Source organism: Leclercia sp. S52 (assembly GCF_039727615.1).
GTDB lineage: Bacteria > Pseudomonadota > Gammaproteobacteria > Enterobacterales > Enterobacteriaceae > Enterobacter > Enterobacter adecarboxylatus_B.
This window is the reverse complement of the sequence record NZ_CP152474.1, coordinates 2,933,905-2,947,285: the sequence shown is the minus strand read 5'-3', so window position 1 is coordinate 2,947,285 and position 13,381 is coordinate 2,933,905. Positions and strand designations below refer to the sequence as shown.

The 13,381-nt window shown below is 54.7% G+C and carries 13 protein-coding genes, 2 pseudogenes and 1 riboswitch; of the genes and pseudogenes, 11 read left to right on the top strand and 4 right to left on the bottom strand.

What is annotated here, in order from left to right; genetic code table 11:
* Positions 1-29 precede the first annotated feature (29 nt).
* The 3 genes from proQ (at position 30) to htpX (ending at position 3,859) form a co-directional block, all read left to right on the top strand.
* Positions 30-716, top strand: coding sequence for an RNA chaperone ProQ (proQ, locus tag AAHB66_RS14210; RefSeq protein WP_039030800.1), 687 nt, complete (start codon positions 30-32; stop codon positions 714-716).
* Between the two features lie 19 nt (positions 717-735).
* Positions 736-2,784, top strand: coding sequence for a carboxy terminal-processing peptidase (gene prc / locus AAHB66_RS14205; RefSeq protein WP_347113374.1), 2,049 nt, complete (start codon positions 736-738; stop codon positions 2,782-2,784).
* Positions 2,785-2,977: 193 nt separating this feature from the next.
* Positions 2,978-3,859, top strand: a complete 882-nt coding sequence (gene htpX / locus AAHB66_RS14200; RefSeq protein ID WP_347113373.1) for a protease HtpX — start codon at positions 2,978-2,980, stop codon at positions 3,857-3,859.
* Positions 3,860-3,906: 47 nt separating this feature from the next.
* On the opposite strand, the gene AAHB66_RS14195 is transcribed toward htpX, so the two are convergent.
* A complete protein-coding gene (locus AAHB66_RS14195; protein ID WP_347113372.1) occupies positions 3,907-5,280 on the bottom strand; it encodes an MFS transporter in 1,374 nt (457 codons plus the stop codon).
* A gap of 178 nt (positions 5,281-5,458) precedes the next feature.
* On the opposite strand from AAHB66_RS14195, the gene kdgR reads away from it, so the two are divergent.
* Positions 5,459-6,250 carry a DNA-binding transcriptional regulator KdgR gene (gene kdgR / locus AAHB66_RS14190; protein WP_347113371.1) on the top strand — a complete coding sequence of 264 codons (792 nt, stop codon included), beginning with the start codon at positions 5,459-5,461 and terminating at the stop codon, positions 6,248-6,250.
* A gap of 54 nt (positions 6,251-6,304) precedes the next feature.
* On the opposite strand, the gene AAHB66_RS14185 is transcribed toward kdgR, so the two are convergent.
* A complete protein-coding gene (locus AAHB66_RS14185; protein ID WP_347113370.1) occupies positions 6,305-6,544 on the bottom strand; it encodes a YobH family protein in 240 nt (79 codons plus the stop codon).
* A 159-nt stretch (positions 6,545-6,703) separates the two neighbouring features.
* Here AAHB66_RS14185 and mgrB point away from each other — a divergent pair, with 159 nt between their 5' ends.
* The 7 genes and pseudogenes from mgrB (at position 6,704) to rlmA (ending at position 11,932) form a co-directional block, all read left to right on the top strand.
* A complete protein-coding gene (mgrB, locus tag AAHB66_RS14180; protein WP_103180034.1) occupies positions 6,704-6,847 on the top strand; it encodes a PhoP/PhoQ regulator MgrB in 144 nt (47 codons plus the stop codon).
* A 74-nt stretch (positions 6,848-6,921) separates the two neighbouring features.
* Complete coding sequence (locus AAHB66_RS14175) at positions 6,922-7,212, top strand: YebO family protein (protein WP_347113369.1); 291 nt, start codon at positions 6,922-6,924, stop codon at positions 7,210-7,212.
* 19 nt (positions 7,213-7,231) lie between these two features.
* Positions 7,232-8,221 carry an MBL fold metallo-hydrolase gene (locus AAHB66_RS14170; protein ID WP_347113368.1) on the top strand — a complete coding sequence of 330 codons (990 nt, stop codon included), beginning with the start codon at positions 7,232-7,234 and terminating at the stop codon, positions 8,219-8,221.
* A 528-nt stretch (positions 8,222-8,749) separates the two neighbouring features.
* A pseudogene (locus tag AAHB66_RS14165) lies at positions 8,750-8,894 on the top strand (DUF2627 domain-containing protein).
* Positions 8,895-8,906: 12 nt separating this feature from the next.
* A complete protein-coding gene (cspE, locus tag AAHB66_RS14160) occupies positions 8,907-9,116 on the top strand; it encodes a transcription antiterminator/RNA stability regulator CspE (protein ID WP_001062678.1) in 210 nt (69 codons plus the stop codon).
* 218 nt (positions 9,117-9,334) lie between these two features.
* Positions 9,335-11,053, top strand: a complete 1,719-nt coding sequence (gene ftsI / locus AAHB66_RS14155) for a peptidoglycan glycosyltransferase FtsI (RefSeq protein WP_347113367.1) — start codon at positions 9,335-9,337, stop codon at positions 11,051-11,053.
* A 63-nt stretch (positions 11,054-11,116) separates the two neighbouring features.
* Entirely contained in the window at positions 11,117-11,932 is an 816-nt protein-coding gene (rlmA, locus tag AAHB66_RS14150; protein ID WP_347113366.1) for a 23S rRNA (guanine(745)-N(1))-methyltransferase, read from the top strand.
* Here rlmA and mntP read toward each other — a convergent pair.
* Together mntP and AAHB66_RS14140 are read right to left on the bottom strand one after the other, a co-directional pair.
* Entirely contained in the window at positions 11,929-12,492 is a 564-nt protein-coding gene (gene mntP, locus AAHB66_RS14145) for a manganese efflux pump MntP (RefSeq protein WP_347116492.1), read from the bottom strand. The genes rlmA and mntP overlap by 4 nt on opposite strands.
* 10 nt (positions 12,493-12,502) lie before the next feature.
* Positions 12,503-12,684, bottom strand: a riboswitch (yybP-ykoY riboswitch).
* Between the two features lie 197 nt (positions 12,685-12,881).
* Positions 12,882-13,341 (bottom strand): annotated as a pseudogene (locus tag AAHB66_RS14140) (DUF986 family protein).
* Positions 13,342-13,381: the final 40 nt, after the last annotated feature.

Below are 13,381 nucleotides of genomic sequence, written 5' to 3'. Positions count from 1 at the left end.
GGCAACGTCCGTTGTAATCAGGAAATTTCATGGAAAATCAACCTAAGTTGAATAGCAGTAAAGAAGTTATCGCGTTTTTGGCCGAACGTTTTCCTCAATGTTTTAGTGCCGAAGGCGAAGCTCGTCCCCTGAAAATTGGTATTTTTCAGGATCTGGTAGAGCGTGTTGAAGGTGAGATGAACCTCAGCAAAACCCAACTCCGCTCCGCCTTACGTCTTTATACTTCGAGCTGGCGTTACCTGTATGGTATCAAAGCGGGCGCGACGCGTGTCGATCTCGACGGCAACCCATGCGGTGTGCTGGATGAGCAACACGTAGAGCACGCCCGTAAGCAGCTCGAAGAAGCCAAAGCGCGAGTTCAGGCTCAGCGTGCTGAACAGCAGGCGAAGAAACGCGAAGCGGCCGCGGCCAATGGCCAGGAAGAAGCGCCTCGCCGTGAACGCAAGCCACGTCCTGCACCGCGTCGCAAAGAGAACACCGAGCGTAAGCCACGTGCTGAGCAACCGGCGGCAAAAGCCCCGCGTGCGCCTCGTGAAGAGCCGCGCCACACCCCGGTTTCTGACATTACCGCCCTGAGCGTCGGTCAGTCTCTGAAGGTGAAAGCGGGCAACAACGCTATGGATGCCACCGTACTGGAAATCACCAAAGATGGCGTTCGTGTACAGCTGACTTCTGGTCTGTCAATGATTGTACGCGCAGAACACTTGTTGTTCTAAAACGGAGGCCAAGCCCGGCATGAACACATTTTTTAAGCTCACCGCGCTGGCTGGCCTGTTTGCGATAACAGGCCACGCTTTCGCTGTGGACGAGATTACGCGTGTCGATCAAATTCCGGTACTGAAGGAAGAGACCCAGCACGCAACGGTCAGTGAGCGCGTCACCTCGCGCTTCACCCGTTCGCACTATCGTCAGTTCGACCTCGATAAGGCCTTTTCGACAAAAATTTTCGACCGCTATCTGAACCTGCTGGACTACAGTCACAACGTCCTGCTGGCCAGCGATGTCGAACAGTTTGCCAAAAAGCAGTCTGAAGTGGGCGACGAGTTACGCAGCGGCAAGCTGGACCTGTTCTACGACCTGTATAACCTGTCGCAGAAACGCCGTTTCGAGCGCTATCAGTATGCGCTTAAGGTGCTTGAACGTCCGATGGACTTCACGGGTAACGACACCTTTAATCTTGACCGCAGTAAGTCGCCGTGGCCGAAAGATGAAGCCGAGCTGAATGCGCTGTGGGACAGCAAAGTGAAGTACGATGAGCTGAGCCTCAAACTCACCGGTAAAGATGAGAAAGAGATCCGCGAAACGCTGACCCGCCGCTACAAATTTGCCATTCGTCGCCTGGCGCAGACCAACAGTGAAGATGTGTTCTCGCTGGCGATGACCGCCTTCGCGCACGAAATCGATCCGCACACCAACTATCTCTCTCCGCGCAACACCGAGCAGTTCAACACCGAAATGAGCCTCTCTCTTGAGGGGATTGGTGCGGTGCTGCAGATGGACGACGATTACACCGTCATCAACTCCATGGTTGCCGGTGGCCCGGCTGCCAAGAGCAAAGCGATTAGCGTAGGCGATCGCATTGTGGGGGTTGGCCAGGTTGGTCAGAACATGGTCGATGTTATCGGCTGGCGTCTGGATGATGTGGTTGCCCTGATTAAAGGGCCGAAAGGCAGCAAGGTCCGTCTGGAAATTCTGCCTGCCGGTAAAGGCACCAAGACCCGAATCGTTACCCTGACCCGTGAGCGTATCCGTCTGGAAGATCGCGCGGTGAAAATGTCGGTGAAAACCGTGGGTAAAGACAAGGTCGGCGTGCTGGATATTCCTGGTTTCTACGTAGGCCTGACGGACGACGTCAAGGTTCAGCTGCAGAAGCTTGAAAAACAAAACGTTAAGAGCGTGATTATCGATCTGCGTACCAACGGCGGCGGCGCCCTAACCGAAGCGGTTTCGCTTTCGGGTCTGTTTATCCCGTCCGGTCCGGTGGTACAGGTACGCGACAACAACGGTAAAGTGCGTGAAGATGCCGATACCGATGGCGTTGTTTACTATAAAGGCCCGCTGGTGGTGCTGGTCGATCGCTTCAGTGCTTCGGCATCGGAGATCTTTGCCGCCGCAATGCAGGATTACAGCCGCGCATTGATCGTTGGCGAACCGACCTTCGGGAAAGGCACGGTGCAGCAGTACCGTTCCCTGAACCGCATTTACGATCAGATGCTGCGACCGGAATGGCCAGCGCTGGGCTCGGTACAGTACACCATTCAGAAGTTCTATCGCGTGAATGGCGGCAGTACCCAGCGTAAAGGCGTGACCCCGGATATCATCATGCCGACAGGCACTGAAGAGACGGAAACCGGCGAGAAGTTCGAAGATAATGCGTTGCCGTGGGATAGCGTTAATGCTGCCACCTACGTGAAGTCGGGCGATATGACTCAGTTTGGTCCGGCGCTGTTGAAGCAGCACGACGATCGCATCGCCAAAGATCCTGAGTTCCAGTACATCGTGAAGGATATTGCCCGTTTCAATGCCCTGAAAGCGAAACGCAATATCGTTTCTCTGAACTACGCTCAGCGTCTGAAAGAGAACGAAGAGGATGATGCAACACGTCTGGCGCGTATCAACGACCGCTTTAAACGTGAAGGTAAGCCGCTTCTCAAAAAACTGGACGACCTGCCGAAGGATTACCAGGAGCCCGATCCGTATCTTGATGAGACGGTGAAGATCGCCATTGACCTGGCGCAACTGGAAAAAGACCATCCTGCCGGCGACCCCAAACCAGCGAAATAACCCCCAAACAGGCACAAGAAATTGTGCCTGTTTTTTTGTTAACCGCATCCTGCCGTCAGCCAGTCATTTTGCTATGTAAAGTTGTGTCTTTCTGGTGACTTACGCCGCTGCAATCCTTGAAAATATACGGAATACCCATACGATGTGGGTAATCGCATAGTGCGTTTTGTTAAACTGAGGTTAAAAGAATATTATGATGCGAATCGCGCTCTTCCTGCTCACCAACCTTGCGGTCATGGTGGTCTTCGGGCTGGTACTTAGCCTGACAGGAATTCAGTCGAGCAGCGTTCAGGGCTTGTTAATCATGGCGCTGCTGTTTGGTTTCGGTGGCTCCTTTGTCTCGCTGCTGATGTCCAAGTGGATGGCGCTCAAGTCCGTGGGCGGCGAGGTTATTGAGCAACCGCGTAACGATATGGAACAGTGGCTGATGTCCACCGTTGCCAACCAGGCCCGCCAGGCGGGTATTGCGATGCCGCAGGTGGCGATCTATCACGCGCCCGATATCAACGCCTTCGCCACCGGTGCGCGTCGTGACGCGTCTCTGGTTGCGGTCAGTACCGGCCTGTTGCAGAACATGAGCCGTGACGAAGCCGAGGCGGTTATCGCTCATGAGATCAGTCACATTGCCAACGGCGATATGGTGACCATGACCCTGGTTCAGGGCGTAGTGAACACCTTCGTTATCTTTATCTCGCGTATTATCGCGCAGATTGCCGCCGGCTTTATGGGTGGCGATCGTGAGGAAGGCGAAGCCAGCAACGGCAACCCGCTGATCTACTTTGCGGTCTCTATGGTGCTGGAACTGGTGTTTGGTATTCTGGCGAGCATTATCACCATGTGGTTCTCCCGTCACCGTGAGTTCCATGCGGATGCCGGCTCAGCCAAACTGGTGGGCCGCGAGAAGATGATTGCCGCGCTGCAGCGTCTGAAAACCAGCTACGAGCCGCAGGAAGCCTCCAGCATGATGGCGTTCTGCATTAACGGTAAATCGAAATCGCTGAGCGAACTGTTCATGTCCCACCCACCGCTGGACAAGCGTATCGAAGCGCTGCGTAGCGGCGAGTACCTGAAATAACGGCTTCGTATCGGAAATAAAAAAGCGCGTCCCGGGACGCGCTTTTTTTATGCCTGCGAACGTGGCTGCGTTATCCGTAGCCCGCTGATGATGGCCGCGACGGTCGCCAGCGTGCCGGCGGTCAGCAGCGCCAGATGCGTGCCGCTTTGCCCGGCCAGGTTAAACATTAAGGCCACCAGCGCCGCGCCGGTACTTTGCCCCAGCAGCCGGGCGGTGCCCAGCATGCCGCTGGCACCGCCGCTGCGATGGCGTGGGGCGGCGGTGATGATGGTATGGTTATTCGGCGACTGGAACAGACCAAAGCCCGCCCCGCACAGCACCATCCGCCAGATAATATCCAGATCGTGCGGTGCCGCGGGCAGCAGGGCGAGGGCAAAAAGACCGGCAGCCATTATCACCATCCCCAGCGCCCCCAGTAATCCCGCATGCACCCGCTCAATCAGATAACCTGCCAGCGGTGCCATCACCATAGTCGCCAGCGGCCAGGGCGTTAACAGCAGACCCGTTTCCACCTCTGAACGGCCAATCACGCTCTGCAGGAAGAAAGGCAGGGAGACCAGGGCCAGCATCTGCGCGCAGAAGGAGCATATTGAGGTGCAGATGGAGAGGGAGAAGAGCGGAATACGCAGCAGATCCACCGGCAGTAACGGCACCGGCAGCGACAGCTGACGACGCACGAAGAAGAAGCCGATCGCTAGCAGCGCCACGACCTCGCCGGCAATCAACGTCAGCGACTGTCCCTGAGCGAAACCGCTCAGGGCGGTGATCAGCAGGCCAAAGGTGAGGGCGTTCATCACCGCGCTCGGCAGATCGAATTTAGGCATGCTGCTTTTCGGGCCGTTGGCGGGCAAATAGCGCAGAGCGAACAGCAGCGCCACGATCCCCAGCGGGACGTTGATCAGGAACAGCCACTGCCAGGAGGCCACCGAGAGGATCGCCGCGGCAATCGTCGGCCCCGCCGCCGAGGAGACGGCGACAATAAAGGAGTTAATACCCATTCCCCGACCCAGATGCCGCTGCGGATAGATAAGACGTATCAATGCGGTATTGACGCTCATCAGCGCCGCGCCGCCAAACCCCTGAGCGATGCGCGCCAGCGTCAGGGTGTGCAGGGTGTCCGAAAGGGCGCAGAACAGGGAGGTCAGGGTAAAGACCGCCAGTCCGCACTGATACACCCGGCGGTAGCCAAACATGTCCCCCAGGAAAGAGAACGAAAGCAGCGAGATAACAATCGCTATCTGATAGGCGTTGACGATCCAGATCGAACTGGCCGGCGAGGCATGCAGGTCGCTGGCGATAGTCGGCAGGGCGACGTTAGCGATGGCACCATCCAGCACCGCCATGGAAATACCAATGATAATGGTCGCAATCGCACCATAGCGCTGCGGTAACGGCAGGCCATCTGTGGGAGTTTTTGTCATGAGAATGAATGAGCAGCACAGGTAATTATTAACAGGGTAACGATATTATCACTGTTATTTCGGTTATATGTCGCAGATTTGTAACCAGGTTAGCCAGGATTGATTGCAGCAATGCGGCGGCGAATTTATAATAAAAACCGGTTCTGAATTTTATAAAACACTTGCGTTGAGGTGATTAATGGCAATCGCGGATTTGGATAAACAGCCAGATTCTGTTTCTTCTGTATTAAAGGTGTTTGGCATCCTGCAGGCGCTTGGCGAAGAGCGCGAAATTGGTATTACTGAGCTGTCCCAGCGTGTGATGATGTCAAAAAGCACCGTTTACCGCTTTTTACAGACCATGAAATCACTGGGTTATGTTGCACAGGAAGGCGAGTCTGAAAAGTACTCTCTGACCCTGAAGTTATTTGAACTGGGCGCACGCGCGCTGCAGAACGTCGATCTGATCCGTAGCGCGGATATTCAGATGCGTGAACTCTCTCGTCTGACGAAAGAGACGGTGCACCTGGGTGCGCTGGATGAAGACAGCATTGTCTACATTCATAAGATCGACTCTATGTACAACCTGCGCATGTATTCACGCATTGGCCGTCGTAACCCGCTGTACAGTACCGCTATCGGTAAAGTCCTGCTGGCATGGCGCGACCGTGAAGAAGTGAAGCAGATCCTCGAGAACGTCGAGTACAAACGCAGCACAGAACGCACCATCACCACCACCGAGGAGCTGTTAGCGGTGCTGGATAAAGTGCGTGAGCAGGGTTATGGCGAAGATAACCAGGAGCAGGAAGAAGGCTTGCGCTGCATCGGCGTACCGGTTTTCGACCGTTTCGGCGTGGTGATTGCCGGCCTGAGTATCTCCTTCCCGACGTTGCGTTTCTCTGAGGAACATCTGCACGAATACGTGGAGATGCTGCACACGGCGGCGCGGAAGATTTCTGAGCAGATGGGTTACAACGACTATCCGTTCTGAGTTTTACCCGCATAAAATAACGCTGCCAGATGGCAGCGTTTTTTATGCCCGGCATCAGCCGTTATCGATCACCGTCTCGCTCTTTCGCAGCAGCGGGCAGCGTGAGAGGCCGATAATGCCGCTGTCAGAATGAATATACTGCGCGGTGCTGAAGCCGCGCGCGGTGAGGTACTGGCACTGGATACCCAGCCCGGCAGCATTCTCTTTGCTGCCCGTCAGCACGCCGTAGCCAGCGAGCAGTAGGCCGGTCCAGACCAGGGCTATAACAATCAGTGTGCGAATAAAAAAGCGCATTATTGCCTCATTTTTTTTAATGACTGCCGCCTAGCGTAACCGATACAGTCGCGTTAACAAGCCTATGATTCCGAAAGGCTCGTCTTCACGTTACAGTTAGGCATGGTTTAAGTTGTGCATGATAACCTGGCATCAGGCAGTTATGGGACGGAGAGTGGAGTGAAAAAAATACGCTGGGTAATTCTGGTGCTGGTACTGGTGGCCTGTGTGTTGCTCTGGACGCAGACCATCAATGTGATGTGCGACCAGGATGTACAGTTTTTTAGCGGTATTTGTTCTATCAATAAGTTTATCCCCTGGTAACAGGCATTTTTATCGCAAATGATTTCCTTCCTTAACGCGAGTGCTAGAATGAGCGTTTTTATTGGGGGGGTGAAATGGGTGAGTTAGTGAATTCCGGGATGCTTAATGTGGCATCTCTGGCGATTTCGGTGGTATTGCTGGTCGTGGGTCTGGTGCTGTGGTTTTTCGTCAACCGCGCAAGCTCCCGTACTAATGAGCAAATCGAACTGCTGGAAACCTTAGTCGATTTGCAGAAACGTCAGAACGCGCTGCTGCGCCGCCTGTGCGAAGCCAATGAACCGGAAGAGAAAGAAGTACCAAAAGCGGCAGAAGAGACGGCTAACAGCCAGGACGATGACTTTATTCGTCTGGTAGCCGAACGCTAACCAGTCAGGGGAGGTGAGTATGGCCTGGAGCAATCCCTGGTATAACGCCTCCCTCGCGCATCATACCCCGCAGGGTTTTCGCAATGTCGATGGCGCTGAGCATCAGCCCGGCGATGTTGAACGCTGGCAGAAAGAACGAAAAGCCGCCGGTCTGCCAAAACCGCCCGAACGGGGCTATGACAAGTTTATTCGCCAGTGGTGGCAGCCTGTCACCCTCAATACCGATGAAGAAGACGGTGTCTGGTTTCTGGGACATGCCAGCCTGCTGCTGCGCCTGAACGGAAAATACATTCTCACCGATCCGGTGTTTTCCCGCCGAGCCTCCCCGGTCCCCTTTGCCGGACCGATCAGAAAAACGCCGTCGGTGATGAGCGTCGCGGCGCTTCCGCAACTCGATGCGCTGGTCATTTCCCATAACCACTTTGATCACCTGGACTCCGCCACGATCCGCCAGCTTCTGCGGCGCTTCCCACAGCTGACTATTTTCGTTCCGTTAGGTCTGGGAGAGTGGTGCCGTCGGCGCGGGGCGAAACAGGTCGTCGAGCTGGACTGGTGGCAGAGCTTTACCTATGAAGGGCTGGGGTTCACCGCCGTCCCGGCGCAGCACTGGAGCATGCGCACCCTGTGGGATCGCAACCGCTCGCTCTGGTGTGGCTGGGTCTTTGAGGGGCAAAACCAGCGCTTCTGGTTCAGCGGTGATACCGGCTACACCCCGGAGCTGCTGACCATCCCGCAAAGGCTGGGGAAACTGGACACCATTGCGATACCCGTTGGCGCCTATGCACCACGCTGGTTCATGTCGGTTCATCATATGGATCCACAGGCGGCGGTAGCGCTCTGGCAACAACTGGGGATGCCGACGGCGATCCCGATCCACTGGGGCGTGTTTGAACTGGCGGATGAGTCGCTGGATGAGCCGGTCAGAGAGCTTGCTCGGGCACTGGCGGATTTATCGCTGCCGGGTGAAAAATTTCAGCCCTTGCGTATTGGTCAATATTTATCCATATAAACTATTCTTTGTTCGGTTAGTACTTATTCCTTATTAAACCGACGTTGATCATATTTTATTTTAATCGAAACGTTTTGATTGCTTTTTTTTGAGCCATGTTCATAAAAATATCATTATTTTGGTGCATAGCGACAATCAACGTTGCGGTGTATATAAGTTAAACAAGCGAAGCGCTTAACGCTGTTTTTTTACAAAGAAACAAATGCCTGCCGTTACGATCAAATCAGCATAACTTCTTACTAAATGTTCTAACTGAAATAACCGGCGCACGAAATTGGTCTCACTTGCTGGACGACGTGAAGTTATTGGTCTAAGGTAAAAAAAGTCTTTGATAACAGCGTCTACCCTGACGGTTACTGATCGAGCAACAGACGGGCTATGTATACACGTAAGTGCATTACTGTGCAGATTGTGGCAAATCAGTCCCTGAATTTGTGCGGCTGATCGAGACACGTTTAAAAATGGCTTGCCATTATTTAAGTTGTGTGTGATAACACGGTTTGGGTCAAACGAGGTACAGTTCTGTTTATGTGTGGCATTTTCAGTAAAGAAGTCCTGAGTAAACACGTTGTCGTTGAATACCGCTTCTCTGCCGAACCTTATATTAGTGCCTCATGCAGTAATGTCTCAGTTTTATCTCAGTGAATGCCCGCGGGCTAAGAAAACATTCTAAGGAATTTTGCAAATGGCAAAGATTAAAGGTCAAGTTAAGTGGTTCAACGAGTCTAAAGGTTTTGGTTTCATTACTCCTGCTGACGGCAGCAAAGATGTGTTCGTACACTTCTCTGCAATCCAGGGTAACGGCTTCAAAACTCTGGCCGAAGGCCAGAACGTTGAGTTCGAAATTCAGGACGGCCAGAAAGGTCCGGCTGCTGTTAACGTAACCGCTATCTGATCGAACCCCTGCCTGGTCTGAAGCGTTCCGACGTTTCAGTTGCAGAGTTAAAGCCTCGCGAATGCGGGGCTTTTTAATGCAATTTTTTCAAAGTGTTACCACCTGCGTCTCTGTTTGCAGTTTGTTGCAAAGCTGCGAGAGTATTAGCATTGTTTTCCCCCCTCAGGGTGCAAATTTGCCGTTAAATCAGGGCGTTGTTATTCAGCCCTGGAGCCCTGGTGAAAAAGAAACCCGTCAATCCCGCAGCAAACTTCACCCCGTTACGTTTTGCCCTTCTCTGTCTGGCCATTTTTGGCAGCCTGGTCTTCCTGCTGGGGCGCGTTGCCTGGCTGCAGATCGTGAAACCGGATCCGCTGGTTAAGCAGGAGGATATGCGCTCGCTGCGTGAGGTGGCGATTAACGCCCCGAGAGGGATGATTGTCGACAGGGAGGGGCGACCGCTGGCGGTGAGCGTGCCGGTACAGGCGGTGTGGGCCGATCCCAAAACGGTTCTGGCGAAAGGCGGGGTCGGGTTTGACGATCGCTGGCAGGCGTTAGCCAGCGCCCTGCATCTGTCGCTCACCAGCCTTGCCGCGCGGATCAACAGCAATCCGCAGGGGCGTTTTATCTATCTGGCCCGCCAGGTGGATCCCGCCCAGGCCCAGTGGATCGAAAAACTCCATCTGCCGGGTATCAGCCTGCGCGATGAGTCCCGACGTTTTTACCCGGCCGGACACGTGGCGGCCAACCTGATCGGCTTTACCAACATCGACGGGCAGGGCATCGAAGGGATCGAGAAAAGCTTTAATACGCAGCTTACCGGCAAACCCGGATTGCGACGCGTCCGCGAAGATCGCTACGGGCATGTGATCGAAAATATTACCGAAGTCCCGCCGGTCCCCGCGCACAACATTCAGCTGAGCATTGATGAGCGGCTGCAGACGCTCACAGAAGATGCGCTGGACAATGCCGTGGCGTGGAACAAAGCGGAGTCGGGCGCGGCGGTGCTGATAAACGTCCAGACCGGGGAGATCCTGGCGATGGCCAGCTTCCCGGATTTCAACCCGAATAACCGTGACGGTGCCACGCTGAATGATTTTCGTAATCGCGCCATCAGCGACACCTTTGAACCGGGCTCCACCGTCAAGCCGCTGGTGCTGATGACCGCGCTACAGCAGGGGCTGGTGCAGCCGGACAGCGTTATCGACACCCATCCCTACACCCTGGCCGGGCACCGCATCCGCGACGTCGGGTACTACCCGGAGCTTACCCTGACCGGTATTCTGCAAAAATCGAGCGATACCGGCGTGTCCCGCCTCTCGCTGGCGATGCCGATCCAGCGGCTGCTGGATACCTATCACGGGTTCGGCTTTGGCCGCTCTACCGGCCTCGGCTTAACCGGGGAGAGCAGCGGCCTGCTGCCCGAGCGTAAATTCTGGAGCCAGCTCGATCGCGCCACCTTTGCTTTTGGCTATGGCCTGATGGTCACCCCGCTCCAGCTGGCTCACGTCTACGCCACCATTGGCAGCTATGGCCTGGAGCGCCCGCTCTCCATCACCCGCATTGACCCGCCGGTCATCGGCACCCAGGTGATGCCCGCCTCTATTGTGCAGGAGGTGGAGCACATGATGGAGAGCGTGGCACTGCCGGGTGGCGGTGGAGTCAAAGCGGCGGTGCGTGATTACCGGGTGGCGGTGAAAACCGGCACCGCGAAGAAAATCGATGATGCCGGCAACTATGTTGATAAATACGTGGCCTATACCGCGGGCGTCGCGCCCGCCAGTCGTCCGGTATTTGCCCTTGCGGTGGTGATCAACGATCCGCAAAACGGTGCCTATTACGGCGGGGCGGTCTCGGCACCGGTGTTCAGCCAGATTATGGGTGACGTGCTGCGCATCGAAAACATCAAACCTGATGGCTTACCGGCCGATTCCAGCCATCTTATCGTAATGCGTTAAGGCCGTTTTATAGCGGGGCGATTAGCGGTACACTTTCGCCCTTTATGATTGCCCGGAGTTACCATGACATTCTGCTGTCCTCTTTGCCACGCGCCCCTGACGCACACGGATAAAAGTTACGCCTGCCCGCAGGGGCATCGGTACGATATGGCGAAAGAGGGCTATGTCAATCTGCTCCCGGTGCAGCATAAACGTTCCCGGGATCCGGGCGACAGCGCGGAGATGATGCAGGCTCGCAGAGCTTTTCTCGATGCCGGCCATTATCAGCCCCTGCGCGACGAGGTCGCCGGTAAGCTGGCGGCCTTACTGTCTGACGGGGCGACATCGATCCTCGATATCGGCTGCGGGGAAGGGTATTACACCGCCGCCTTTGCCGATACCGCACAGGAAAAGGGTGCCGCGACCTTTGGTCTGGATGTCTCTAAATCGGCTATCCGGGCTGCGGCCAAACGCTATTCGCAGGTGACTTTTTGCGTGGCGTCCAGCCACCGTCTGCCGTTCGAAGAGAGCAGTATGGATGCGGTGATCCGCATCTACGCCCCCTGCAAAGGGGAAGAGCTGGCCCGGGTGGTAAAAGAGGGCGGCTGGGTGATCACCGTCACGCCGGGTCCGCGTCACCTGATGGAGCTGAAGGGGCTGATTTACAGCGACGTCCTGCTGCATGCGCCGCACTCAGAGCAGCTGGCAGGCTTTGCGCTCCGGGAGGAGCAGTCGCTGGCGTATAACATGTCGTTGAGCGGAACAGAGGCGGTGGCGCTGTTGCAGATGACGCCGTTTGCGTGGCGGGCAAAACCGGAGGTGTGGGAGACGCTGGCAAAACAGGAAATTTTCAGCTGCCAGACAGATTTTAGCATCCACTGCTGGCAGCGCGTCGGTTAACCGGCGAAGTGGCTCCACATGATTTGAGCGCCGATACCGATTAACACCAGTCCGCCGAGGATCTCGGCGCGTTTGCCTAACAGCGGGCCGATAAACCGGCCAATCATCATCCCCAGGGTGGACATGATTAAGGTCGCGCAGCCAATCGCCAGCGCGGTGGCAATGATGTTCACCTGCAGGAATGCCAGCCCCACGCCGACCGCCATCGCATCAAGGCTGGTGGCGATGGCGGTAGTGACCAACAGCCAGAAGCCGTGACGGTGTACGGGCTCATCTTCATCGACATCATTACGAATGCCTTCGATAACCATACGCCCGCCGAGGAAGGTCAGCAGGATAAAGGCGATCCAGTGGTTCCACTCCAGCACGAACTGGCTGGCGAGCATCCCCAGACCCCAGCCGATCAGCGGCGTCAGGGTTTCGATAGCACCAAAGATAAGACCGGTACGCAGGGCTTCAGAGAATTTAGGTTTGTGGAGCGTGGCGCCTTTACCCATGGAAGCAGCGAATGCATCCATCGACATACCAAAGGCCAGAAGAAGTGTTGCAGAGAGGTTCATCAGCGCGTCCAGACCGGGAATATCCATATGACACATCACTGCCCCCAGTAAACAGCAGTTGATGCGTCTATGGTCTCGCCTGATCGCTCTGCCTGTGCAGAAACAATCCGTACGTGCCACGTTTTGCAACGAGTATGTTGACACGTACATTTCCGGTATACCGGAAATCGGCTACTCCCCAACGACGGGCGCAACCTTAACATATTTTGAGAAGTTAAAACAACAACCGGAAAGTATTATTCTCCCGGCTGGTTGATAACGATTTTCATTTAGATTTTGATGTGAAAATAACGTTAATAATATGGCGTGTATTCACCAATAAAATATAGCTTTGGCTATATGACAGGAAGCTTTTTCCATCGAAATATAGCCAGTGCTATTATTTTATCTCATTGAGTTTTAACAAGTAATTTGTATATCTTCTCCAGGTCGTCAATATTCTTCACCCGGACAAGCAGACGGCGCTGCTCTAATTGCATCACCAGCACGCCGTCTTCCGATAAATTCATCTCTTTAATGCGGTTATATTCTATCCAGACATTGGCGAAAAAGAATCCAGTGGATTTGAAGATTATTTTTGGCACCCGCATCCAGAACAGATAAAACGCCATTAATGCCAGGGCACATAATAACCATGTGGTTAATAACGCCCCCCTGGCTCATCACGTTGTTATAAATCAGGATCATCAGCAGGCCGGCAAAGATGACGGCATCAACGCGGCCGCGGCGCAGCAGGGGGATCGTCAGCAAGGTCGCGCCGTTGCGGCGGGGCATGATCAATTCGTCGTAGATGGCATACGCCAGAAGGGCAACAATAAAGATAACCAGTACGATGTCCGTGACCGTCATTCATCCTCCGGATAAAAAAAACGGGGGCTTACATGCCCCC

Bases quoted from the DNA above. Each gene is read 5' to 3' on its own strand.
- proQ (WP_039030800.1), top strand. From the start codon at position 30: ATGGAAAATCAACCTAAGTTGAATAGCAGTAAAGAAGTTATCGCGTTT.
- prc (WP_347113374.1), top strand. From the start codon at position 736: ATGAACACATTTTTTAAGCTCACCGCGCTGGCTGGCCTGTTTGCGATA.
- htpX (WP_347113373.1), top strand. From the start codon at position 2,978: ATGATGCGAATCGCGCTCTTCCTGCTCACCAACCTTGCGGTCATGGTG.
- AAHB66_RS14195 (WP_347113372.1), bottom strand. From the start codon at position 5,280: ATGACAAAAACTCCCACAGATGGCCTGCCGTTACCGCAGCGCTATGGT.
- kdgR (WP_347113371.1), top strand. From the start codon at position 5,459: ATGGCAATCGCGGATTTGGATAAACAGCCAGATTCTGTTTCTTCTGTA.
- AAHB66_RS14185 (WP_347113370.1), bottom strand. From the start codon at position 6,544: ATGCGCTTTTTTATTCGCACACTGATTGTTATAGCCCTGGTCTGGACC.
- AAHB66_RS14175 (WP_347113369.1), top strand. From the start codon at position 6,922: ATGGGTGAGTTAGTGAATTCCGGGATGCTTAATGTGGCATCTCTGGCG.
- AAHB66_RS14170 (WP_347113368.1), top strand. From the start codon at position 7,232: ATGGCCTGGAGCAATCCCTGGTATAACGCCTCCCTCGCGCATCATACC.
- cspE (WP_001062678.1), top strand. From the start codon at position 8,907: ATGGCAAAGATTAAAGGTCAAGTTAAGTGGTTCAACGAGTCTAAAGGT.
- rlmA (WP_347113366.1), top strand. From the start codon at position 11,117: ATGACATTCTGCTGTCCTCTTTGCCACGCGCCCCTGACGCACACGGAT.
- mntP (WP_347116492.1), bottom strand. From the start codon at position 12,492: ATGAACCTCTCTGCAACACTTCTTCTGGCCTTTGGTATGTCGATGGAT.